The sequence below is a fragment of the Microbulbifer sediminum genome (assembly GCF_021729035.1).
GTDB lineage: Bacteria > Pseudomonadota > Gammaproteobacteria > Pseudomonadales > Cellvibrionaceae > Microbulbifer > Microbulbifer sediminum.
Genome location: NZ_JAJSAP010000004.1, coordinates 88,220 through 110,211, shown reverse-complemented (window position 1 = coordinate 110,211; position 21,992 = coordinate 88,220). Strand labels below are relative to the sequence as shown.

Here is a 21,992-nt window from a genome sequence, read left to right as displayed (position 1 = left end):
GCAGTATGGGTAAGAATGCCCGCACCGAGTCGTTACCGTATTACAGGTGGTTATGTCAGCGTGTCAGAATATCATCCATGTGGCAGTGGGCGTGGTTCGTCGGAATGATGGCCGTATCCTGATTGCCCGCCGCCCGGGCCACCTGCATATGGGCGGCTACTGGGAATTCCCCGGGGGCAAGGTGGAAGAGGGCGAGCAGGTTGGGGAGGCCCTCACCCGGGAGTTGCATGAAGAAGTGGCAATCAGGGTCACCGGTTTGCAGCCGCTGACACAAATCCGCCACGAATACCCGGAAAAGACTGTCTTGCTGGATACCTGGTGGGTAAACGGCTTCAGTGGTGACGCCGAGGGGCTGGAGGGCCAGGAGGTGCGCTGGGTAACAGTGGATGAGCTGGATGACTACCGGTTCCCGGATGCCAATCGCGAGATCATCACCGCAATCCGTGCGGCGATTACCGCCTGACTTCAGCCGCGCTCCTTTGCATCAGCCGCGCTCCTTTGCACCAGTCCTTTCCCCGGACTGTTCGCGACTCAGGATAACTCAGGATAGGCGCGGCCGCTGTCCGCGATTCCATAAACGGCCCGATCCAGTGTATTTACCATAGCGGCGTATGCTGGTTTCAGGCAATGTGCCGGGCTGAGCTGTGTTGGGGCCGCCACGCCATTAAGGCTGGCGTGTCTATCAGGGCAGGAAAACCCGGAGCAGAGTGTCAGTGCCGGGTCTTGTCGGGGTCCAGGTCCTCACTGAGGACATCGTCGTAGACCGGCTGGCCGGGAATCTTGTGCCCCTCGCTGGCCCACTCCCCCAGGTCGATCAGCTTGCAGCGTTCGCTGCAGAACGGGCGAAAGGGAAATTTCGCATTCCACTCAATTGGCTTCTTGCAGGTGGGGCAGTTCAGGGTCGGGGCTTTAGCGGTTTTCTTGGTCATAACTCATCAGTCATCGGCGGATTTGGCCAGCTGCAGGTACTTACGATGCAGCTCGGTGACCTGGTCACCCAGGCTGGCCAGGTCGCCCGCATTATCCAGAATATCATCCGCCCGTGCCAGCCGCTCCTGCCGGGGCAGTTGGGCAGCCATGATCTTGCGGATCTGCTCCGGGGTGTTGCCATCCCGACGGCCGGCCCGCTGTAGCTGGACTTCCTCGGGTACGTCGACCACACAGACACGCTGTACCAGCTGGTATTGCCCGGACTCGATCAGTAGGGGGGATTCCAGGATGGCATAGGGGCTGGCACTGGCCTGGAGTGCGGCGACAATTTCCTCGCGGATCAGTGGGTGCAGCAGTTCCTCGAGCCACGTACGCTCGCCCTCATCCTGGAACACCCGCTGGCGCAGTTTGGCGCGGTCCAGTTCGCCGTTCTCCAGCAGGATCCCGGCACCAAAATATGTGGCGATTTTTTCCAGTGCCGGTTTGCCCGGCTGTACCACCACCCGCGCGGCCCAGTCCGCATCCACCACATTGATACCCAGGTCGCGAAAGCAGTCCGCCGCCGCGGACTTGCCGCTGCCGATACCCCCGGTCAACCCAATCGTCAGCATTTTTACCTCCTGCGCCTGAACCCCATACCTGTCGGAGTCAGCGCTGGCCGCGGACACGGACAAACCCAGGGGCTTCTACAGTAGAGATGGCTCCTAGCCGCCCAGGCCCGAGTAACTCAGGTACCAGCCCATCAATTGCTCGCCCCACAGCATGGCAATCCAGCCAGCGCCGGCCAGGTAGGGGCCAAAGGCAATAGGGAGATTGCGGTCGCGCCCGGCAACGGCAGTCCAGGTAAGGCCGGCGATGGCGCCGACGGCTGCTGACAGCAGGATCACCAGCGGCAGCATCTGCCAGCCGAACCAGGCGCCGATGGCGGCGAGGATCTTGAAATCCCCGGCTCCCATGCCTTCCTTGCCGGTCAGCAACTTGAAGATATGGTAGACCGACCAGAGCGCCAGGTAACCGGCAATGGCGCCGACCACCGCGTCCTGGAGCGGTACAAACAGGGCCCAGCAGTTCACCAGCAGGCCAACCCAGAGCAGGGGCAGGGTAATGTTGTCCGGCAACAGCTGCCTGTCGAAGTCGATCCCGGTCAGGGCAACCAGCGCCCAGGTAAAGACGCACCCAGCCAGCGCCTGCCAGGTGAAACCCAGCTGCCAGACAACGATCGCCGTCAGGATACCGGTGACCAGCTCCACCAGCGGGTAGCGCTTGGATATGGGCGTACCACAATGGCTGCACTTCCCCCCGAGCATCAGGTAGCTGACCAGCGGTACATTGTGCCAGGGCTTGATTTCGGTGTCGCAGTTGGGGCAGTGGGAGTGGGGCAACACCAGGTTGAAGGGTGCCTCCAGTTGTTCCTTCTCGCCCGCTTGGGGCTCCTGGTTGAAATAGCTGTAGAAGTCGCGCTTGTATTCGCGTTCCATCATGATGGGGAGGCGATAGATAACTACGTTCAAGAAGCTGCCGATCAGCAGGCCCAGAACAAGCGCGCTGCCCGAGAGCAGCGCAGGGTGGGAAAATAACGCATCGAACATACTTTATACAACCTGGCCCAGCTGGAAGATCGGCAGGTACATGGCGATCATCAGGCCGCCTACCAGGATACCGAGTACCGCCATGATCATTGGTTCCAGCAGCGTGGTCAGGTTATCGACCATGTTGTCGACGGCTTCCTCATAGAAGTCTGCCGCCTTGCTGAGCATTTCGTCCAGTGCACCCGACTCCTCGCCAATGGCGGTCATCTGCACCAGCATGGTGGGGTAAAGGCCGGAAGCACGTAATGCACCGTTCAGAGGGATACCGGTGGCGACCTGGTCGCGTATTTTCAGAGTCGCCTCCTCGTAAACGCTGTTACCGGTTGCGCCGGCCACCGATTTGAGTGCATCGATCAGGGGTACGCCGGCGGCGAAGGTGGTGGACAGTGTCCGGGCAAAGCGGGCCGCGATAGAGTTATAGGTAATGGAGCCGAGAATCGGCAGTTTCAGCGCCAGCCGATCGAAGAATTCGGCTACGTTTTTATTGCGCTTTTTGACCTCCAGGGTGCCCCCAATACCGATGACGACCACGAGCAGGGCGTAAAACCAGTTGGCTTGCATCCATTCTGACAATCCGACTACAAATTGGGTGAAGGCGGGAAGACCTGCACCAAAGCTTGAGAATGTCTCGGCGAACTGGGGGACTACCTTGATCAGCAGGATGGCAGTAACAATAATTGCGACCACGATGACCGCGATCGGGTAGGTCATCGCCTTCTTGATCTTGGCCTTGAGGGATTCGGTCTTTTCCTTGTAAGTGGCGATCCGGTCCAGCATGGTCTCCAGTGCGCCGGACTGCTCGCCGGAGGCGACCAGGTTGCAGAAGAGCTCATCAAAGTACAGGGGGTGCTTGCGCAGCGCCTCGGCAAAGGCGGTGCCTGAGGCCACATCGTCGCGAACTTTTAGTATCAGATCCCTGACGCCATCATTATCCAAGCCATCGGCGACCAATTCGAAGCTCTGTACGAGGGGTACACCGGCCTTCATCATGGTGGCCATCTGTCGGGTGAACAGGGCGATATCGGCGGGTTTGACTCTCTTCTTCCCGCCGAAAAGGGGTTTCGGCTTCTTCTTTACCTGGTTGGCAATAATGCCCTGCTTGCGCAGCTGGGCCTTGATCAGCGCCGGGTTGCTGCCTGTGATCTCGCCCTCGACCTTATTGCCTTTATTGTCCAGGCCTTTATAGACATAGGCGACTGCAGTGGCGTTGGCCATGGTGGTAATTCCTGTTTCTTGTTATCGCACGGTTTTTTTACCGTGTAGCTGTACTGGCGAAATTTGTTATTGGCCGGCAGGGGGTAATTTCCCGGCTCGCTTGTTGGTTTTCCCTTAGTCCTTTGTGACCCGGTTGGCTTCCTCGAGGCTGGTGACCCCCATGACCACCTTGCGCAGGGCCGAGGTGCGCAGGTTATTGAACCCCTCCTTGCGGGCCTGGTCGGCAATCTGGATGGAGTTGCCACCCTCCATTATAATTCTGGAAATCCCGTCAGTGATGCGAACCACTTCATACACACCCACCCGGCCCTTGTAACCCTTGGAGCAGTGTTCACAGCCGACAGGTTGGTAGATCTTCCATTCCTTGCGGTCAATATCCACTGCGCCGAAGCCTTCCTGCTTGAGCACCTCGTCGGGCAGTGTGGCGGGTTTCTTGCATTCCCCACAGAGGCGCCGGGCCAGGCGCTGGGCGATGATGACGCTGACCGAAGTGGCGATATTGAAGGTGGGTACACCCATGTTCATCAGGCGGGTCAGGGTCTCGGGAGCGGAATTGGTGTGCAGGGTGGACAGGACCAGGTGGCCCGTTTGCGCCGCCTTGATGGCGATCTCGGCGGTCTCCAGGTCCCGTATCTCGCCCACCATGACAATATCGGGGTCCTGGCGGAGGAAGGAGCGCAGGGCCTCGGCGAAGTTGAGGCCGACCTTGGGATTGACGTTGACCTGGTTGATCCCCTCCAGGTTGATTTCCACCGGGTCCTCTGCAGTAGAGATATTCCGCTCCGAGGTATTGAGGATATTCAGGCCGGTATAGAGGGAAACCGTCTTACCGGAGCCGGTGGGGCCGGTGACCAGGATCATACCCTGGGGCTGGGCCAGGGCATCCATATAGATCTGTTTCTGCTCGTCCTCGTAGCCCAGCGCATCAATGCCAAGTTTGGCGGAGGATGGGTCGAGGATCCGCAGTACAATTTTCTCGCCCCACAGCGTCGGCAGGCTGTTGACCCGGAAGTCGATGGCCTTGGTCTTGGACAGCTTCATCTTGATGCGGCCGTCCTGTGGAATACGGCGCTCCGAGATGTCCATCTTGGACATCACCTTGAGGCGTGCCGAGATGCGGGTGGCGAGCTGGATTGGCGGCCTGGCTACTTCGTGCAGTACGCCATCGGTGCGCAGACGGACCCGGTAGCTTTTCTCATAGGGCTCGAAGTGGATATCCGAGGCCCCGGTGCGGATTGCGTCCAGTAGTACCTTGTTTACAAATCGCACTACCGGGGCTTCATCACCACCGGGGGCCGCATCTTCCTGCGTATCTGAGTCTCCGCCCTCGACATCCAGGGCGTCCAGTTCCTCGTCGTCCATGCCGTCCAGGCCGGCACCCATATTGTCGCTATGGGACAGGTAGCTCTCGATGGCCTTGGTTAGCTTGTCGGCCTCTACCAGCACGGCCTCGGTATTGAGGCCGGTATTGAAATTGATTTCATCCAGGGCGGCGAGGTTGGTGGGGTCGGCGACGGCCACAAACAACCGGTTACCGCGCTTGTAGAGCGGCAGGGTAAAGTGCTTGCTGATCAGTTTCTCGGCAATCACATCCCGGGGAATCAGGTCGAAGTTGTAGCTGCTGAGGTCGAACAGCGGGGAGCCGAATGCCAGCGAGGCGATGCGGGCCAGTTCGCGGCTCTTGACCAGCTTCGCTTCCACGGCGTGCTGGGCGAAGGACTGCCCCTCGCGCTGTGCCGCCTTGGAGGCCGAGATCGCCGTGGGCTCGTCGAGAAGCTTGTCAGCCACCAGGCGCTTGGCCAGGCCGCTCAGGGGAGTACTGCTCATAGGTGTCAGTGCGTCGCTCTAGGGTGCTGTTGGATGGTGCCGATTGACATGGGGCACTGCATCTGGAGTTCTGTTTTCCTGTCTATCGGAACTTTTATATATTTTTATCCGGCTCTCGCCATGTTGATCGCCTCGCTAGTGAGGCCACCGCAGTTTGTCTGAAGGGGCCTCGAGAGAGAGGCGGAAATCGCGGGATATTTCCCCGCCAGTTTCCGTAATATAACCAATAACCGGGGGCAGGCCAAACGACAGGCGGTTTGTGACGTATGCCCACTTTAAAGGGGGGTGCGCCAAAGGTTCGGTGTTCTCTCTGTTTGTTATTTGTTCTTTCGGTATCCCTGCGTCAATAGTGTGAATGTGACTTTTTTTGTCACTTTTTTATTTTCTGTGCCGGATTTGCCAGCAGGATTGGTCGGCATTTGACCGGTAAATGGGTGCCAGGGACGGCGGGAACCGTGGCGTTTCGATGCTTGCGCGAATTGGCACAAACCTTGTATCTTCTACCGCGACTTCCTCACGGGATTCACAAAAATCAAATGTCTGTATGGAGACGGTTACAATGAAAAAACAACAGGGTTTTACTCTTATCGAATTGATGATCGTGGTTGCGATCATCGGCATCCTGGCCGCTATCGCTCTGCCGGCTTTCCAGGACTACACCGCGCGCGCCCAGGCGGCGGAAGCCCCGAAGGCAACTTCTGGACTGGCGACTGATATCGCTGTGTATGTTTCCGAAAATACTGTGGTCGGCGTTGAAGCCGACGGGACTATCGCCGCTACCGCTGGTGCTTTGCAGGGTAAGTACATCACCAATGGCGGTGTTACTGTTGGCGCTGGTGGTGTCATCACCGTTCCGTTTGATGCCGGCGTGCTGGCTGGTCAGACCATGACCCTGACTCCGGCCATCAACGGTGGCCAGATCTCCCAGTGGACCTGTGCCGGCCTGGCTAACCCCAACCACCTGCCGTCTGGCTGTCGCTAAGTTTGTGGTGTAGCGGGAATGGCGGAGTCACCGTCCTGACTTGACGTTACTGACTCCATTTCGCCTTTCCCGGTAAAAATCCCCGCCTTGTGCGGGGATTTTTTTTGGTTAAAGGAAAACTGGTTGTATTGCCGGGTTTATCTAAAGCTGCGTACCGCCTGGAGCTCTTGCCAGGCAATGCAGCGCAGCTCCCGCCCGACCAGGTGAATCACCGGATAATCACGCCGGTTCCCCTCGCGACTTATCTGCACCACCCCGCTGACTTCCAGCACATTGCCGCGCCTGATTTCTGACCGGTAGCGTTGTTGCACCTTCTCCCACAGCACCAGGTTAACCATGCCGGTCTCGTCCTCCAGCGTCATGAACATCACCCCCGCCGCGCTGCCCGGCCGCTGCCGGCAGGTCACCAGGCCGACTACACTCACCCGCTCCCCATCCCGGCAATGGGCCAGGTCCCGGGCTTGCCGGCAGTGCCGGAACCGCTCGCGCCGGCGCAACAGGGCGATGGGATGCTCCCGCAGGGTCAGCCCGGTACTGCCGTAGTCGCTGTAGGTATTGTCCTCCACGGTATTGGAGGGGATATGGGTGTTTCTGCCCGCCTGCCCTTCCTCCCGGTCAAGGGATTCCCAGGTGTTCAGGTAGCGGTTCTCCGCCAGGCGGCTAAATGCATTGGCACTGGCGAGCAGGGCGAGCTGGTCGCGGTGCAGCCGGGTGAGGCTGCGGAATTGCTCCATGGAGGTGATGGGCTGTTCGCCTCGCCGCTGGCAGATCATATCCGCGCTTCGCTGTTCCAGGCCCTTTACCAGCCGCAGGCCCAGGCGGAGCATGGGTTTGGTTCCGTTCTCTTGTCCGGGCCCGGAGGGCCGTGGGTTACTGGATCCTGGTCCGAAGTCCGGGGCCGGGATGCCGGTCCCGCAGTGGGATAACGACGGGACAGGGGAGCTGGCACCGGTGAGCGCTATCTGGTGGTCCCAGTGGCTATAGAGGACGTCCACCGGCAGTACCTTCACGTTATGCCGCTGCGCGTCGTAGACCAGCTGGGCCGGGGCATAGAAGCCCATCGGCTGGCTGTTGAGCAGCCCGCAGTAGAAGGCCGCTGGGTGGTGGTGCTTGATCCAGGCGGAGAAGTAGGCCAGCAGGGCGAAGCTGGCGGAGTGGGATTCCGGGAAGCCGTAGGAACCGAAGCCCTTCATCTGCTCGAACAGCTGTTCGGCAAATGCCGGCTCGTATCCATTCGCCAGCATCCCCGCCACCAGTTTATCCCGGAACTGGTAGAGGTTGCCGTTCTTGCCCCAGCTGGCCATGGCGCGGCGCAGCTGGTCGGCCTCGCCGCCGTTGAAGCCGGCGGCGACCATGGACAGCTGGATCACCTGTTCCTGGAAAATGGGCACACCCAGGGTCCGCTCCAGCACCGGTCGCAGTTTTTCGTGGGGGTAGCTGACGGGCTCCATTCCCTGCTTGCGCCGGAGGTAGGGATGGACCATACCGCCCTGGATAGGGCCCGGGCGCACGATGGCGATCTCGATGGTGAGCTCGTAGAAATTCCGCGGCTGCAGCCGTGGCAGCATGCTCATCTGGGCGCGGGACTCGATCTGGAAAACCCCCACCGTGTCGGCACGGCACATCATCTCGTAGACCTCCGGGTCCTCGCCGGGGATATCCTGCAGGCGCAGTGCGGGCCCGTAGAGGCGAATATAAGTCAGCGACTTGCGCAGGGCGGTGAGCATTCCCAGGGCCAGGATATCCACTTTCATCAGCTTCAGGTCCTCAATGTCCTCCTTGTCCCACTGTACGATGGTGCGGTCCTCCATGGCCGCGTTCTCGATGGGCACCAGGGTATGCAGGGGCTGCTCGGTAATCACGAAGCCGCCCACATGCTGGGACAGGTGCCGGGGAAAGCCGCGGATCTGCTCCATCAGCCTTGGCAGCATGCGCCCGGCGGGACTCTGCGGATCGATACCCACCTTCTGCATCTGCCCGGGGAATTCCTCCATGGTGTCCCACCAGGCGCGTTCTGCCAGCAGCTGTTCTATGGTGGCGCTACCCAGGCCCAGTGCCTTGCCGATATCCCGCAGGGCGCTCTTGAACCGGTAGCTGATCTTGGTGGCGGCCAGTCCGGCGCGGTTGCGACCGTATTTCCGGTAAATGTACTGGATGACCTCCTCGCGCCGCTCGTGCTCGAAGTCCACATCGATATCCGGTGGCTCGTCCCGCTCCCGGGAAATAAACCGCTCGAATAGCAGGCCAATCTTGTGCGGGTCTATCTCGGTGATAAACAGGCAGTAGCACACCACCGAGTTGGCCGCGGAGCCCCGGCCCTGGTAGAGGATATGCTGGTTGCGTGCGTACCGGACAATATCGTGGATGGTCAGGAAATAGTGCTCGTACTGCAGCTCGGCGATCAGGGCCAGTTCCTTCTCGATCTGTGCGGCAATGCGGGGCTCCGGTCCTTGTGGCCAGCGCGCGTTCTTACCGGCCTCCACCAGCTCCCGCAGATACTCGTCTGGTCGTCTACCGGCAGGCAGAACCTCAGATGGATACTGGTAACGCAGTTCATCGAGGGAAAACAGGCACTGCCTGGCGATTTCCATGGTGTTTTTTACAGCTTCCGGAAATTGCAGCCCGGCAATCTCATCCAGTGGTCGCAGGTAGCGTTCCGCGTTCTGCTCGAGTCGGTAGCCCAGTTCATCCAGGGTGCAGTTGTGGTAACAGGCATTGAGCACATCCTGCAGGGGTTTGCGGCTGCGGCAGTGCATCAGGACGGCATTGGTGGCTACCAGGGGCAGTTGTTCTGACCGGGCGAAATCCAGCAGCTCCCGGTTGTGCCGGTTCTGGCGCGACAACAGCTGGTTGCTGAAGGTGATATACAACCGGTCCGTGAAATGGCTTTTCAGTGCTGTGGGTATTTCCAGCGGCTGGTGGTGTGGCAGCCAGAGGGCGATGCACTTGCGGCAGTTTTGCAGCAGGTCGTCCAGCTTGGTCACATAGTGTCCTTTTTTCGCGCGCAGGCGCGAGGTGGAGATCAACTGGCAGAGTTCGCTGTAGGCATCCCGGTCCGGGGCCAACAGGACCAGCTCACAGGGGATGTCCTGCAGGCGGAAGTAGCTTCCGCAGATAAGCTTGAGCTGGCTGCCTTTCCCCTGCAACTCTTGCAGTTGTTTATAGGCGCGGACCACACCGGCGAGGGAGCATTCATCGGTAATCGCCAGGGCGCAGTAACCCAGTTCGTGGGCGCGCACGGTCAGCTCCTGCGGGTGGGAGGCGCCCTGGAGAAATGAAAAGTTGCTCTGGCAGAATAGTTCGGCGTACTGCATGCGTATTGCGGGTTATCTGTTTCTCTGCACCTCCCCCTGTGCGAGCGGTTAAATCCTGTGGTTTCCCCGGTTCCCTGCCCGGGCCGGTATGACGACGGAAGTCGGTCCTGCCCTTTGCCTGGCCAGGTCAGCCTTCCTCATGCCGGCCCAGGCTGTTGCCAGTCACCCGTAGACTCCATGCAGGTACCAGTGCTCCGAGGTCAGGTCCTGGAATACCCAGTAGAGGCTGCCTTCCTCGCCGCGGGCGATGTAGTAGTCACGGGCGTGGCGGCGGTGTTGCCACCAGTAGCCGTCGATGCGCTCCGGACCCTGCAGCAGCCGCAATTCGCCGCGGTAAAACAGGCGCTGGTTGCGGCTCTGGATGCGATCGGGGCGCGGCAGCAGCCAGTTGGGGCGCGGTGCATTCACCGGTTGCAACTGGTGGCCGCGCTTGCGGCTGTTCAGCACCAGGTTGTCGGCACTCTGCCATGCCTGTTCCGGCAGGTGACTCTCTTTCAGGGTGACGCCTGACAGTGACTGGTGGCCCAGCCGCGCCTTGAGCTTGTCGAGAAGCTGGTGGCTGCGCTGCACGCGGCTGGCTTCCCCGAACAGGTCATCGTCCACCGACTCCTGGCCCAGCGGTTGCAGTTTGTCGCAGGTAAGGCCGATCGCCTGCACCGGTTGCTCGAGGGTTAACCGCTCGAGCTGCAGCTTCGTCAGGGTGATCAGTCGCTGGGCATCCAGTAGCGGTCGCGAGATTTCCACACTGATCACTTTGCAGCCCTGTTGCCCGAAATCCAGTTTCCAGCGCAGTTGCTGGCTGTAGAGCTGGCGACGTTGCAGTTGCTGACAGAGCTCCCGTACAAGGCGCCCGGCGGGGAAAAGTAGCTGTTCACTGTTGTCCAGCGGGCTGGGGAAGAACAGCTCGCTGTGAAACTCGGGCGGTGGCTGGTAACTGGGGACCGGATCGTGGCGGGTGCCATTGAGGCGTGCCAGGTAATTGACAAAGTCGCGCCCGAAGCGGGTCCCCACCTCAGACAGTGGTATGGCCAGTAACTGGCTGACCCGCTTGATACCGCAGGCGTAGAGTTTGGCAATGGTCTTGTGGTCGCAGTCCAGCAGCTTGCCGGGGGCAAAGCTGATCCACTGGCGCCATTGCTGGGGGCTTGGCGGGACCCTGGTTTCGGTCAGCCACTGCCGGTGCTCCTCCAGCTGGCTGAGCATGTGGGCAGCACTGGGGCTGTGACCCAGGCCCATAAAGGCACTGATGTGCATCTGTTGCAGTTCGCTGCGCAGCTGCCGCAAGAGCGGCTCCAGTCCGCCATTGGCTTTCAGGCAGCCGCTCAGTTCCAGGTACAGGCAGGCGAAGCTGCCGTCATCGCTGTGCGGGGACGCCGCGCGCGGGGAAACCACCGGGGTAAAGCTGTAACCCCACTGGGCCAGTTCCTGCAGCAGCTGTGATTCGCGCTCGGTGTCCCGCGGCAGGAGTTCCAGGTCCGCGCACAGTGCACAGGCGGTGGCAATGTTAAGCCCGTCGGTCACAGCGCGTTTGTGGGCACTGCTGTTGACGTCCACAACCTGTTCTTTTTCGACCACGGCGCGGGGAGCAGCTCCAGACTCGCCTTGCTGGGCGCGGGTCAGTGCCTGTAGCGGTAGGTGGGGGAATTGTATACAGAGCCAGAGCATTGTGGTTTTCCAGTTTTCGTTTTCCGCACAAGTCATTCCGGGAATTCTTTTTGCGGCCATGGGCCGCAATTGCCGCGGGCTGTGTACTCCTCCAGTCGGATCAATGTAGGGGTTGGTCGCGACGGGTCAGGTCCGTGGCCCGGGCCAGGTGCAGCTGCTGTCCCGAGCGGCCGCCAAGCTGTTTCAGCAGCTTCAGGGCCAGCTGGTCGCCGTCGCTGGCCAACTGCAGGCGCAGGCTGGCCGGCGATGGGCTGGGGGCAGAGGATTGCGGGCGGAAGTGGAAGTGCAGGCACTCTCCCTCCCGTGCGGCCACCTGCAGCCGGCGCAGGTCCCTGTCTGCGGGGGGCTGCCGCTCCTCCCAGCTGAGCAGGGCGCCGCAACAACCGGACTGCAGGGTTTGTTCCATGGCCCAGAGGGTATCGCGTGGTCCCTGGGGATGCAGGATCAGCAGTTTTTCCAGTTGCATCCCGGCAGAGGCCAGCGCCGGGGCATAGGGGATATACGGCGGGTTGACCAGCACCACCATCTGCTCCTGGCGGGTAAGCTCCGCCAGTGCCGGCAGCAACAGGCTCAGCTCCCCGATACCGGACTGGTCCACCAGCAGTTCGGTGGTGGCGCCACGGGGCCAGCCGTGCCCAGCCAGCAAGGCATCGAGCCCGCTGTAACCGGTGGCGATGCCGCTGCGACGCCGGCGATGCTCGTTGGCCGCCTGCCAGATATCCGCCCGTGCCAGCAGCTGGTCCAGGCGCTCTTGCTTGAGTTGATCAGTTAACTGCTTGTTATGTATGAGGTTTTCGGCACTGCTCACGATATCTGCCCTCGCGATTTTGTCCCTTCGGGAGTTCTTTCTGTATATCTGTACAGTATTTACTGTTGATTTATACAGTAGTGAGCCGATGTCAACAAGGGCCGAGGCTTCATCCGGCATTGATTTCCACCTATTCCGGCACCAGCTCCGGTGCCAACGGAAGTGCGCGCGCTGTGGACAGGACATATGCCGATATAGGGGAAGGCGTCACTCCGGTGCTGGCCAGTCGCGATTGCCACTTTTTTGCACAGTGCAAACCGGCTATGATTCCGCCTCTTTACAGATCTGCACAACGACAAGCACAGCCGATTCTAATGAGGGGGGCGGAGTGAGTATCAAATCCGATAAGTGGATTCGCCGGATGGCCGAGCAGAATGGCATGATCGAGCCGTTCGAGGCGAGCCAGGTACGCCACAATGGCAGCGGTGAACGCCTGATTTCCTACGGTACCTCCAGCTATGGCTACGACGTGCGCTGTGCCCCGGAATTCAAGATCTTTACCAATGTGCACTCCGCGACGGTGGACCCCAAGACCTTCGACGAGAACAGCTTCGTCGACGTGGTGGGTGACTCCTGTGTGATCCCGCCCAACTCCTTTGCCCTGGCGCGGACAGTGGAATACTTCCGCATCCCGCGCTCGGTATTGACCATCTGCCTGGGCAAGTCCACCTATGCGCGCTGTGGCATCATCGTGAATGTGACGCCGCTGGAGCCGGAGTGGGAGGGGCATGTGACCCTGGAATTCTCCAACACCACCAACCTGCCGGCCAAGATCTATGCCAACGAGGGCGTGGCGCAGATGCTGTTCTTCGAGTCCGATGAAGTCTGCGATGTGTCTTACAAGGATCGCGGTGGCAAGTACCAGGGCCAGCGGGGCGTGACCCTGCCGCGGGCCTGATACTCCAATCAGCTGCGCCGGGCGCCCGTCGCGCCCGGTCACTTCTTCCCCCCTCCCATGAGTGATACCAGCCACAACCCACTGCCCGAACAGGTCGACGTCCTGGTGCTCGGTGCCGGTGCAGCGGGACTGATGTGCGCGGCAGTGGCAGGCCAGCGTGGTCGCAGCGTGCTGGTACTGGATCACGCCAACAAAGTGGGCAAGAAAATTCTCATGTCCGGGGGAGGTCGCTGTAACTTTACCAACCTCTATACGGCCCCGGAAAATTTCTACAGCCGCAATCCGCATTTCTGTAAGTCGGCGCTGGCCCGCTATACCCAGTGGGACTTTATTGCACTGGTGGAAAAGCACGGTATTCCCTACCACGAGAAAGCCCTCGGCCAGCTTTTCTGCGATAACAAGTCGAAAGACATTGTCGACATGTTGCTGGCGGAGTGCCGCACTGCCAGGGCCCAGATCCGTACGCGCTGTAATATTGGTGCGGTTGCCTCACTTGGGAGGGGCTACCGGGTGGAGACCAGCCTGGGTGTGGTGCAATGCCAGTCACTGGTCATTGCCACCGGTGGCCTGTCGATTCCCACAATGGGGGCCACTGGACTCGGCTATGAGATCGCCAGGCAGTTCGGGCTTGGCATCGTGCCCACCCGCGCAGCCCTGGTCCCCTTTACCCAGCACAAGCGGCAGCTGGAGCGGCAGGGCGAACTGCCCGGCAGCGCGCTGGCGGTTACCGCCAGCTGCGGCGAAGGCAGCTTCCACGAGCAGTTGCTGTTTACCCACCGGGGTGTGAGTGGCCCGGCGGTCCTGCAGATCTCCAGTTACTGGCGCGAGGGACAGGCGGTGACCTTCGACCTGGCCCCTGACCGGGAGCTGCCTCAGTGGCTCGCCACACAGCGGGCCGGGAAACCCGAAGCGTACCTGCATACGGTACTTGCAACACTGTGGAGCAAGAAGCTCGCCCAGCACTTCCTGTCTGAGAAAAAAATCCAGAGTCGTCCGCTCAAGCAGTATTCCCCAGCCGAGCTGGATGCTATCGGCGGGCAGCTACAGACCTGGCAGCTGGTGCCTGCGGGTACCGAGGGGTATCGCACTGCCGAAGTCACCCTGGGCGGTGTGGATACAGATGCGATCTCCTCACGTACCATGGAGTGCAAGTCACAGCCGGGGCTCTACTTTATCGGCGAGGTGCTGGACGTGACCGGCTGGCTGGGGGGCTATAACTTCCAGTGGGCCTGGGCTTCGGCTCATGCGGCAGGGGAAGTGGTGTGAGGGCACAGCCATGGGCGATGTAATCCAGTTCAAGAAAAAGACCGCCTGGGAAAAGCACAAGGGCAAGAGCCTGTGCCGGGATGGCTTCCACAAATGGCAGGTGGTCACCGAGCGGAAGTTCGACGTGAAACAGGGAAAGCTGGTGACCGAGTACCGTTGCCAGCATTGCGGCAAGACCAAAACCAAGCTGCTCTAGGTCAAGCCCGGCAAATAAACCTGCCGTTACCGCCTGTCTCATCCCTACCGTCCGACGCAAGGTATAAAAAAAGCCGGCGCATGCGCCGGCTTTCTCGTGCTTGCAGGGTGGGGGATCAGTTGGCAGCCTGTGCCGCAACCGACTCCTCTGCCACGCCCATTTCCTCGAGCAGGTTGTGGGCGCCGTCCACTTTCTCCATTACCCACAGCATGTATTCCACATCCACGTGGATCGCCCGGGTGTTGTCGTTAAAGTCCCAGTCGGCATTGATGCTGTCGTAAGTGCCATCGAAGGCCAGGCCGATGAGTTCACCTTTGCCGTTCATGGTGGCGGAACCGGAATTACCGCCGGTGATATCCACGGTGGAAAGGAAGTTCACCGGTACAGAGTCCAGCTCCTTGTCGTAAAAGCGGCCGTAGGCCTCCTCCTCGATGGCATCCAGCAGGGCCTGCGGCGCATCGAACGGGTCCTCGCCGGTGTACTTGGCTTCGATACCACGCAGGGTAGTGAAGGGCACGAAGCTGTCCTTGCCGTCATTGCCGTCCGCCGGACCTTTTACAGTGCCCGCCGGTGGCGTGTAGCCCTTCACCAGGCCGTAGGTTACACGCAGTGAACCGTTGGCATCCGGATAGACAGGCTTGCCCTGTTCCTTGTAATAGGCAATCAGCAGGTCCATATAGCGGGGACGCAGTTCTGCAAAGCGGCCGCTCATGGCCTTGTCCTTCAGCTCGATGGCATGCATGTCGTCATACATGGAAACGGCCAACTGGATAAACGGGTCATCGCTATTGCGGAACTCTTCCGGTGATTTCTCCATCCAGTCGAGACGCGCCTGGGTTTCGGTCAGCGCGGTGTTTTCATACATCGCGGACAGCTTTTCCTGCAGTGCATCGCCGCTGGTATTGTCACCCAGGAATGCGTCAAAGCTGGCAATGCGCTGCTCAGCCGGCAGCGCGTTGTAGCGCTCGATAAAGTAGGTCCAGATGGCCCGATCCACTTCCGGGTGGAAGCGGCGCTCGATGCGCTTCATCCCTTCGGTGAAGCGGGTCATGTCGCGCTCCTGGAAGCCCGGTTCGCGCTCCATGTTTGGCTTCTGCTTTTCCAGGCTCAGGCGGTAAAGCTTGCGTGCCGCACTCAGCATGGCCGAGCGGTCCATATAGCGCAGCACCAGGTCGCGCTCCTGGGTGGACTGCTTCTCGTTGATCAGTGCCTGCAGGTCGGCCAGCAGCGAGGCGTATTTCTCGCTGGACTCAGGGTTGGCCTCGATCCAGCTTTGCAGGTCCTCCTCAAGCTGCCGCTTACGCTCCAGCAGGTCGCTGCGGCCATAGCCTTCCAGCATACCGGTGAAGTTCTTGGAGTAATTGTTGAGGCCGGCAACCAGGCTGGCGTACTTCAGTTCCGCGTCCTTGTTGCCTTCGCTGGCCTCCCCGATTACCGCAGACCAGTCCGCCAGCACCTTCTGCATGGTGGGGTAATACCAGTTGAAGTTGTTGTCCACCTCTGCCGCAGTGCGGTAGCGGTTGGTGCTGCCCGGGTAGCCTGCCACCATGACAAAGTCGCCCTTTTGTGGGCCCTCGGTGGATACCGTCAGGTGGTGTTTGGGCTGGTAGGGGACATTGTCCTCTGAGTAATCCGCCGGTTTGCCGTCGGGTCCGACATAGGCGCGCAGGAAAGAATAGTCGCCGGTGTGGCGTGGCCACATCCAGTTGTCGATATCGCCACCAAACTTGCCGATGGACGAGGCGGGTGCATGGACCAGGCGCACATCGCGGATTTCCAGCTGCTTGATCAGGAAATAGCTGGCACCACCATAGTAACTGTATACCTCACAGCGGTGTCCCGGGTCAGATTCGCAGCTGGACACCAGGCCTTTCTGGGCGTCCTCAATGGCGGCAAAGCGCGCAGCGCCATCCATATCCTCGCTCAGGGCCGCGTCGATCTTGTCCGTTACCTCATTCATGTCCACAGTGACATAGACTCGTGAGCCCGGCGCTGCGGGCAGCTCCTCGTCCAGGGACCTGGCCAGGAAGCCGTTCTCCAGCAGGTCGTTGTCCTCGGTGGAGTTATAGGAGATGGAGCCATAGGCGCAGTGGTGGTTGGTGACCACCAGCCCCTCCGGTGACACGAAGGAGGCGGTACAACCGCCCAGGCTGATCACCGCGTTCATGGGGAACTCGGTCAGGTCGGTCATGGTCTTCGGGTCCAGCTCCAGGCCGAGGCTTTTCAGCTTGCCACCCAGCTGCGGCAGCTGGCTGGGCATCCACATGCCCTCGGTGGAGACTACCGTGTCCTGCCCGCCGGCTTTTCCGGTGGGCTGGTTGTCATTGGCAGGTTTGTCGCAGGCTGCCAGCAATGCGGCGGCCAGGGGCAAAACCAGCATTGGCGATCGCTTTATTGTTTTCACGGTTATTCCTCTGGAATCTTTTTGCTGTATGAAATTTGTGCGGCGGCAAGCCCGACCGCAAGTGGTTCATATTCCCACAGTTCTGTGCAGGAGGAAAATTAGCGGAAAACCGGTTCAATGCGACGGCGGGAAGCAAGGTAATGACGAAGCGACGGGGCGAAAGCGATTGTTATGGGGAGATGAATCAACTGATGGGATCGCCGGGTATGGGTTACCCATACCCGGCCACTCTATCAGGATGGTAGCTGCCGTTAGCGATAGACACGCCGGCCATGGCGGTCATAGTAGTAATACCGCTTCTTGTTGCGGTCGTAGAGGTACCCCGCGCCGGCGCCGAGCACAGCGCCGGCCGCTGTGGCGCCAGGGCGGCCGCCCGAGATCAGGGCGCCGGTGACAGCGCCAATGCCTGCGCCGGTGCCGATGCGGCGGTCGGTATCACTCATATTGGCACAGCCTGAGGAAAGGAGACCGGCCGCCAGCAGGGAGGCGAGTCCCGCGTGTTTGAGGGTTTGCATGGACATGGACATAGTTACTCCTGATCACGCACCAATTGTGATTTACCGGAGAATACTATTGTCGCGAGACGGGGGTTCCCAGTCTGGCTGCTGACCCGCTGTTGGCGGATAATGGCCGGGAAGTAGAGTTCGTCAAAGGCCGACAAATGTTCGAAAAGCAAGACCTGCTGGATATCGCGCGCATGCCGATGCCATTTGGCAAGTACACGGGGCGGGTCTTGATCGACCTGCCCGAGGAATACCTGCTCTGGTTTGCCAAGAAGGAGTTTCCGGCAGGACGCCTGGGCCGGTTGATGGCCCTGACGCTGGAAATCAAGATTGAAGGCCTGACCGGACTGATTGACCCACTGCGGAAAGGGAACGCTCGTGGGTACGGGAACGCAACCTGAATACCATTGGTCTGGGCCGGCGGATGGGTAAGCGGCAGGCCGGTTACGATTTCCGGTGCCAGTTGCCGTTTCCACCTTTCTCATACTTTTTCTTGACCGCTGACCAGGCCACCGCATGGGCGGTTTCTTCCCGGGATGCATCCCCTCTGCGATCCTCTGGCCTGGCGTATTCCTCCCAGGCGCTGTTGAAGGCTTCCTGGTAAATATCCTGGGCATTTTCCGGCAGCACATTGCGGACGCTTGCCGGTAATTCGTTGCGGCTCCGGTAGGGCATGGCGGCTTTCCTTCTGGTGGGGAAACGGGCGCCTTCACACTAGTATATATAGTGCCTGGGTAGGAAGCTTCTGCCCTCCTTATAGGGCGAAGCAGCAAGAAGAAGCGGTCCGCAACGGGAGGTTGGACTAACCCGTAAATAGGCCCACAGCGGGTGACCACTGGTCTGAGATGACTTCAGCGAGGTGAACAGCGGGAGTAGAGCCAACCAGCTTAAAGAGAGGGAGCGGTCGAAATGAATTCGGCCGCTATTTCTTTATGGACCCAGTTTTTCACTTCCCGATCCACTCTGGCTTTACCTGACCCGTGCTTCCTCCGCTTTCCCTTGATCTATCCCACCAGGGCTTTCCAGATGTCACGCTTGGGACACGGTTTCACAGGTTACCTGTACCCCCTGTTTGACCGGATATGAGAATAAAAGCAACCGCAGGTGATCTAGTTGCCTCGGGAATATATGTCCCGGGAAGTGCGGTCAAAGAGAATTTTGATGCCCCTTTTCACATAACCGGGTGCTGATAGGTCGCAATTCACGACGAGACCGTGAAATCAATCCCAAGTACGGCTTTGCAGACTGGCAAAGGTACCGATGTGACGATACCGTGAAACTCGAATGACATCGCTGTCATAATTCTCGGGTGAAATGACAGCGGTGTCATTCGAGCGAGGTTTGACTTTGCGGGCCCGGAAGCCCGACCCGGAAACAATAAAAACGCATCAAGGTGAAAATCATGAAAATAATCAACCCGTCCCGCTGGCGCCGGGCGCTGCTTGCGCTCGGGCTGGCCGGCACGTCGACAGCACTGGCCGCCCCCGGCGCGCCACAGATCGAGTGGATGGAGACCAACTTCGCGCTTGTCGAAGTGGACGACACCGCGACTGCCTATGAGCAAATCGTCACCGTCCGGGACTATGCTGAGGTCCCGGTCTCCTGGACCAGGTACTCCGGTGATGACGGTGACACCGTGCAATACCTGTTGAATGGCGAGGTGGTCCTGGAGCAACCGGCCTCCGGCGCCGGCAGCCAGAGCGGCTCGGCCACGCTGCAGGTGGCGCAGGGCGGCAAGTACGATCTGCAGGTGGCGCTGTGCGACGACAGCGGTTGCAGCGCATCGGCCGCGACAGAAATAGTGGTGGCAGATACTGATGGCAGCGGCCTGGACCCGCTGGAGCTCAATGCGGGCGAGAATAACCAGCCCTATGCGAATGCCAGCGACTCTGTAGTAGGTGCGTATTTTGTAGAGTGGGGCGTCTACGGGCGCAAGTTCCCGGTGGACAAGATTCCCGCTTACAACCTGACCCATATCCTCTATGGCTTTATTCCCATCTGCGGCGGCGATGGCATCAATGACAGCCTCAAGTCCATTTCCGGCAGTTTCGAGGCCCTGCAAAAATCCTGCAATGGTCGGCAAGACTTCAAGGTGGGTATCCACGATCCCTATGCAGCAGTGCAGAAAACCCAGTCGGGCCAGGATTTCTCCAGCCCCTATAAGGGCAACTTCGGCCAGCTGATGGCACTCAAGCAGGCCTACCCGGACCTGAAGATACTGCCTTCAATTGGCGGCTGGACCCTGACAGACCCGTTCTATTTTCTCGGTGACGCCACCAGGCGCCAGACATTTGTCGATTCGGTGGAAGAGTTCCTGCGCACCTGGAAGTTCTTTGACGGGGTGGACATCGACTGGGAGTATCCCGGTGGTGGTGGTTACAACACGGCGCTGGGCTCACCCGAGGATGGTGAGACCTACCGCATCCTGATGCGCGACCTGCGCGCCATGCTCGATACACTGGAGCAGGAGACCGGTCGTGAGTACCAGCTGACCTCTGCCGTCAGTGCGGACTCTGCCAAGGTTGCGCGGATCGACTACGGTGCCGTCGACCAGTACATGGATTACATCTTCCTGATGTCTTATGACTTTTACGGGGCCTGGAGTAATGACTCGTTGGGTCACCAGACTGCGCTCTATGCCCCGAGCTGGGATGCCACAGACAACTTCAATGCCAGCAGTGGCGTCGATGCAGTCCTGAATGCGGGGCTTTCCCCGGGTAAGCTGGTGCTTGGTGCCGCCATGTATGGCCGTGGCTGGACCGGGGTGTCTGGCTGGAGCGGTGGCAATCACCTGACGGGTACCGCCACCGAGCCGGTCTCGGGTACCTGGGAAGCCGGGGTGGTAGACTACCGCGATATCGTCGCGCGCCTGGCCAGCGGTGGGTATGAACACCACTACGACAGCACCGCCCAGGGCGCCTACATCTTCAACCCCACCAGTGGTGACCTGATCACCTATGACGATGCCGCCTCGGTGTCGAGCAAGGGTGCCTATGTGCGCAGTAACGGACTCGCCGGCCTCTTCGCCTGGGAAATCGATGCCGATAACGGTGATATCCTCAACGCCATGCACGAGAGCCTGGGCCACGGAGGAGGAACCAATAACCGTGCCCCGGTCGCCAATGCAGGCGCTGACCAGACTGTGGATGGGGGCGCTGTTGTCAGTCTCGATGGTGCCACTTCCTACGACCTGGACGGCGATCCGCTCAACTACAGCTGGTCCCAGGCGGCCGGCACTACTGTCCAGCTGCAGGGCGCTGCCGGTGCGACCGCAAGCTTTACCGCGCCGGACGTCACCGCCAATACAACCCTGACCTTCCAGTTGACCGTGAGTGATGCGGAACCGTTGAGTGACAGCGACACGGTGGAGGTACTGGTGCTGGCACCGCAGCCCAACCGTGCCCCGGATGCCAATGCCGGAGCCGACCAGTCAATGGTGACGCCGGGCAGTGTCCGCCTGGATGCCAGTGCTTCCAGCGATGTGGATGGTGACAGCCTGGCCTACAGCTGGGCACAGGTCAGCGGCACCCCCGTGAGCCTGCAGAATGCCAGCACTGCAACAGCCAGTTTCTCCGCTGCCGAGGTTGCCGTTCAAGAGAACCTGGTATTCGAGGTGCTTGTCGATGATGGCAATCTCACCGATACCGACCGGGTGACCGTGACCCTGTTGCCAGCCCAGTCCAATACGGCACCGGAGGTCTCAACGCCGTCCAGCGTGACCGTAGTCGAAGGCGAAAGTGTGCAGGTTACGGCTAGCGGCAGCGATGCGGATGGAGACAGCCTCACCTACAGCTGGAGCGCACCGGCATTCAATGTGACCAATGGCGACAGCGCCACCGTCACACTGACAGCGCCGCAGGTGGGTAGCGACACCAGCTATACCGCTACGGTAACGGTCTCGGACAGTACCGATTCTGCCAGTGCCACCGTGACGGTCAATGTGACAGATTCAGGCGCTGGCGGCGGTAGCTGCGAGCTGAGCGATCCCAATGCGGGCAGCTACCCGGCCTGGACTTCCGGTTCCACCTACCTGGGTGGCGACCTGGTGAGCCACGATGACCTGGTCTGGGCGGCCAACTACTGGACCCAGGCCGAGCCGGGCCTCGACTCTGCCGACTGGTCGCTGGCCAGTGATGTGGAGGTGCCCTGGAGCGCATCCAAGGCCTACAACGGTGGCGATGAAGTAAACCACGCGGGACGCCGTTACCGTGCCAAGTGGTGGACCCGGGGCGAGGAGCCCGGCGTGGCCAGCGTCTGGGAGGATATCGGCGCGGCCAGCTGCAAGTGATCCCATTCTCACAGGATGGTGAAAAAAGGGCACCCGAGGGTGCCCTTTTTTCTTCGGGTCGTCCGCTGTTGCGGAGCCTGTATCTGGTTCAGTGTGGGTAGCAGGCG

Annotated in this window: 18 protein-coding genes; 7 read left to right on the top strand and 11 right to left on the bottom strand. The window is 60.3% G+C overall.

Annotated features, from left to right (window positions below; translation table 11 throughout):
• Positions 1 to 52: 52 nt before the first annotated feature.
• The gene (mutT, locus tag LVD11_RS07905; protein WP_237057669.1) at positions 53 to 463 is read left to right on the top strand and encodes an 8-oxo-dGTP diphosphatase MutT; all 411 of its coding nucleotides are present in this window, start codon (positions 53 to 55) and stop codon (positions 461 to 463) included.
• 247 nt (positions 464 to 710) lie between these two features.
• Here the strand turns inward: mutT and yacG are convergent, their stop codons facing one another.
• The 5 genes from yacG to pilB all read right to left on the bottom strand — a co-directional run bounded on the left by yacG (position 711) and on the right by pilB (position 5,561).
• Positions 711 to 929, bottom strand: a complete 219-nt coding sequence (gene yacG / locus LVD11_RS07900; protein WP_237057661.1) for a DNA gyrase inhibitor YacG — start codon at positions 927 to 929, stop codon at positions 711 to 713.
• 6 nt (positions 930 to 935) lie between these two features.
• The gene (coaE, locus tag LVD11_RS07895; protein ID WP_237057659.1) at positions 936 to 1,541 is read right to left on the bottom strand and encodes a dephospho-CoA kinase; all 606 of its coding nucleotides are present in this window, start codon (positions 1,539 to 1,541) and stop codon (positions 936 to 938) included.
• Positions 1,542 to 1,634: 93 nt separating this feature from the next.
• Positions 1,635 to 2,519, bottom strand: coding sequence for a prepilin peptidase (locus LVD11_RS07890; RefSeq protein WP_237057651.1), 885 nt, complete (start codon positions 2,517 to 2,519; stop codon positions 1,635 to 1,637).
• 3 nt (positions 2,520 to 2,522) lie between these two features.
• Positions 2,523 to 3,734: a type II secretion system F family protein gene (locus LVD11_RS07885; protein WP_237057649.1), complete on the bottom strand. Its 1,212-nt coding sequence runs from the start codon at positions 3,732 to 3,734 to the stop codon at positions 2,523 to 2,525.
• A 114-nt stretch (positions 3,735 to 3,848) separates the two neighbouring features.
• Positions 3,849 to 5,561 carry a type IV-A pilus assembly ATPase PilB gene (gene pilB / locus LVD11_RS07880; protein WP_237057647.1) on the bottom strand — a complete coding sequence of 571 codons (1,713 nt, stop codon included), beginning with the start codon at positions 5,559 to 5,561 and terminating at the stop codon, positions 3,849 to 3,851.
• Positions 5,562 to 6,120: 559 nt separating this feature from the next.
• On the opposite strand from pilB, the gene LVD11_RS07870 reads away from it, so the two are divergent.
• Positions 6,121 to 6,543, top strand: coding sequence for a pilin (locus tag LVD11_RS07870; RefSeq protein ID WP_305080672.1), 423 nt, complete (start codon positions 6,121 to 6,123; stop codon positions 6,541 to 6,543).
• A gap of 137 nt (positions 6,544 to 6,680) precedes the next feature.
• On the opposite strand, the gene LVD11_RS07865 is transcribed toward LVD11_RS07870, so the two are convergent.
• From LVD11_RS07865 to imuA, 3 genes are all read right to left on the bottom strand, one after another.
• Positions 6,681 to 9,857 (bottom strand): error-prone DNA polymerase, encoded by a 3,177-nt coding sequence (locus tag LVD11_RS07865; protein ID WP_237057645.1) that lies wholly within the window; start codon positions 9,855 to 9,857, stop codon positions 6,681 to 6,683.
• 162 nt (positions 9,858 to 10,019) lie between these two features.
• Positions 10,020 to 11,522, bottom strand: a complete 1,503-nt coding sequence (locus LVD11_RS07860; protein ID WP_237057644.1) for a Y-family DNA polymerase — start codon at positions 11,520 to 11,522, stop codon at positions 10,020 to 10,022.
• 100 nt (positions 11,523 to 11,622) lie between these two features.
• Positions 11,623 to 12,330: a translesion DNA synthesis-associated protein ImuA gene (imuA, locus tag LVD11_RS07855; RefSeq protein ID WP_237057635.1), complete on the bottom strand. Its 708-nt coding sequence runs from the start codon at positions 12,328 to 12,330 to the stop codon at positions 11,623 to 11,625.
• Between the two features lie 328 nt (positions 12,331 to 12,658).
• On the opposite strand from imuA, the gene dcd reads away from it, so the two are divergent.
• Genes dcd through LVD11_RS07840 form a run of 3 tightly spaced genes read left to right on the top strand, consistent with a single transcriptional unit; the run spans position 12,659 to position 14,690 of the window.
• Positions 12,659 to 13,228, top strand: coding sequence for a dCTP deaminase (gene dcd, locus LVD11_RS07850; protein ID WP_237057625.1), 570 nt, complete (start codon positions 12,659 to 12,661; stop codon positions 13,226 to 13,228).
• A gap of 57 nt (positions 13,229 to 13,285) precedes the next feature.
• Positions 13,286 to 14,494 carry a BaiN/RdsA family NAD(P)/FAD-dependent oxidoreductase gene (locus tag LVD11_RS07845; protein ID WP_237057623.1) on the top strand — a complete coding sequence of 403 codons (1,209 nt, stop codon included), beginning with the start codon at positions 13,286 to 13,288 and terminating at the stop codon, positions 14,492 to 14,494.
• Positions 14,495 to 14,504: 10 nt separating this feature from the next.
• Positions 14,505 to 14,690: a hypothetical protein gene (locus LVD11_RS07840; RefSeq protein WP_237057621.1), complete on the top strand. Its 186-nt coding sequence runs from the start codon at positions 14,505 to 14,507 to the stop codon at positions 14,688 to 14,690.
• Between the two features lie 115 nt (positions 14,691 to 14,805).
• Here LVD11_RS07840 and LVD11_RS07835 read toward each other — a convergent pair whose 3' ends face one another.
• Entirely contained in the window at positions 14,806 to 17,094 is a 2,289-nt protein-coding gene (locus LVD11_RS07835) for a S46 family peptidase (protein ID WP_369413310.1), read from the bottom strand.
• A 251-nt stretch (positions 17,095 to 17,345) separates the two neighbouring features.
• Positions 17,346 to 17,615 carry a YMGG-like glycine zipper-containing protein gene (locus LVD11_RS07830; protein WP_237057619.1) on the bottom strand — a complete coding sequence of 90 codons (270 nt, stop codon included), beginning with the start codon at positions 17,613 to 17,615 and terminating at the stop codon, positions 17,346 to 17,348.
• A gap of 140 nt (positions 17,616 to 17,755) precedes the next feature.
• Between LVD11_RS07830 and LVD11_RS07825 the strand changes: the two genes are divergently transcribed.
• Positions 17,756 to 17,998, top strand: a complete 243-nt coding sequence (locus LVD11_RS07825) for a DUF3820 family protein (protein ID WP_237057610.1) — start codon at positions 17,756 to 17,758, stop codon at positions 17,996 to 17,998.
• A gap of 43 nt (positions 17,999 to 18,041) precedes the next feature.
• Here the strand turns inward: LVD11_RS07825 and chaB are convergent, their stop codons facing one another.
• Positions 18,042 to 18,272: a putative cation transport regulator ChaB gene (gene chaB / locus LVD11_RS07820; RefSeq protein WP_237057607.1), complete on the bottom strand. Its 231-nt coding sequence runs from the start codon at positions 18,270 to 18,272 to the stop codon at positions 18,042 to 18,044.
• Positions 18,273 to 18,999: 727 nt separating this feature from the next.
• Here chaB and LVD11_RS07815 point away from each other — a divergent pair.
• Positions 19,000 to 21,885, top strand: a complete 2,886-nt coding sequence (locus LVD11_RS07815; RefSeq protein WP_237057605.1) for a glycosyl hydrolase family 18 protein — start codon at positions 19,000 to 19,002, stop codon at positions 21,883 to 21,885.
• Positions 21,886 to 21,992 lie beyond the last annotated feature (107 nt).

Coding starts and splice junctions, on each gene's coding strand:
- LVD11_RS07815 (WP_237057605.1), top strand. CDS start 19,000: ATGAAAATAATCAACCCGTCCCGCTGGCGCCGGGCGCTGCTTGCGCTC.
- LVD11_RS07840 (WP_237057621.1), top strand. CDS start 14,505: ATGGGCGATGTAATCCAGTTCAAGAAAAAGACCGCCTGGGAAAAGCAC.
- yacG (WP_237057661.1), bottom strand. CDS start 929: ATGACCAAGAAAACCGCTAAAGCCCCGACCCTGAACTGCCCCACCTGC.
- mutT (WP_237057669.1), top strand. CDS start 53: ATGTCAGCGTGTCAGAATATCATCCATGTGGCAGTGGGCGTGGTTCGT.
- LVD11_RS07870 (WP_305080672.1), top strand. CDS start 6,121: ATGAAAAAACAACAGGGTTTTACTCTTATCGAATTGATGATCGTGGTT.
- LVD11_RS07890 (WP_237057651.1), bottom strand. CDS start 2,519: ATGTTCGATGCGTTATTTTCCCACCCTGCGCTGCTCTCGGGCAGCGCG.
- pilB (WP_237057647.1), bottom strand. CDS start 5,561: ATGAGCAGTACTCCCCTGAGCGGCCTGGCCAAGCGCCTGGTGGCTGAC.
- LVD11_RS07830 (WP_237057619.1), bottom strand. CDS start 17,615: ATGTCCATGCAAACCCTCAAACACGCGGGACTCGCCTCCCTGCTGGCG.
- coaE (WP_237057659.1), bottom strand. CDS start 1,541: ATGCTGACGATTGGGTTGACCGGGGGTATCGGCAGCGGCAAGTCCGCG.
- LVD11_RS07825 (WP_237057610.1), top strand. CDS start 17,756: ATGTTCGAAAAGCAAGACCTGCTGGATATCGCGCGCATGCCGATGCCA.
- LVD11_RS07865 (WP_237057645.1), bottom strand. CDS start 9,857: ATGCAGTACGCCGAACTATTCTGCCAGAGCAACTTTTCATTTCTCCAG.
- LVD11_RS07845 (WP_237057623.1), top strand. CDS start 13,286: ATGAGTGATACCAGCCACAACCCACTGCCCGAACAGGTCGACGTCCTG.
- chaB (WP_237057607.1), bottom strand. CDS start 18,272: ATGCCCTACCGGAGCCGCAACGAATTACCGGCAAGCGTCCGCAATGTG.
- LVD11_RS07860 (WP_237057644.1), bottom strand. CDS start 11,522: ATGCTCTGGCTCTGTATACAATTCCCCCACCTACCGCTACAGGCACTG.
- LVD11_RS07885 (WP_237057649.1), bottom strand. CDS start 3,734: ATGGCCAACGCCACTGCAGTCGCCTATGTCTATAAAGGCCTGGACAAT.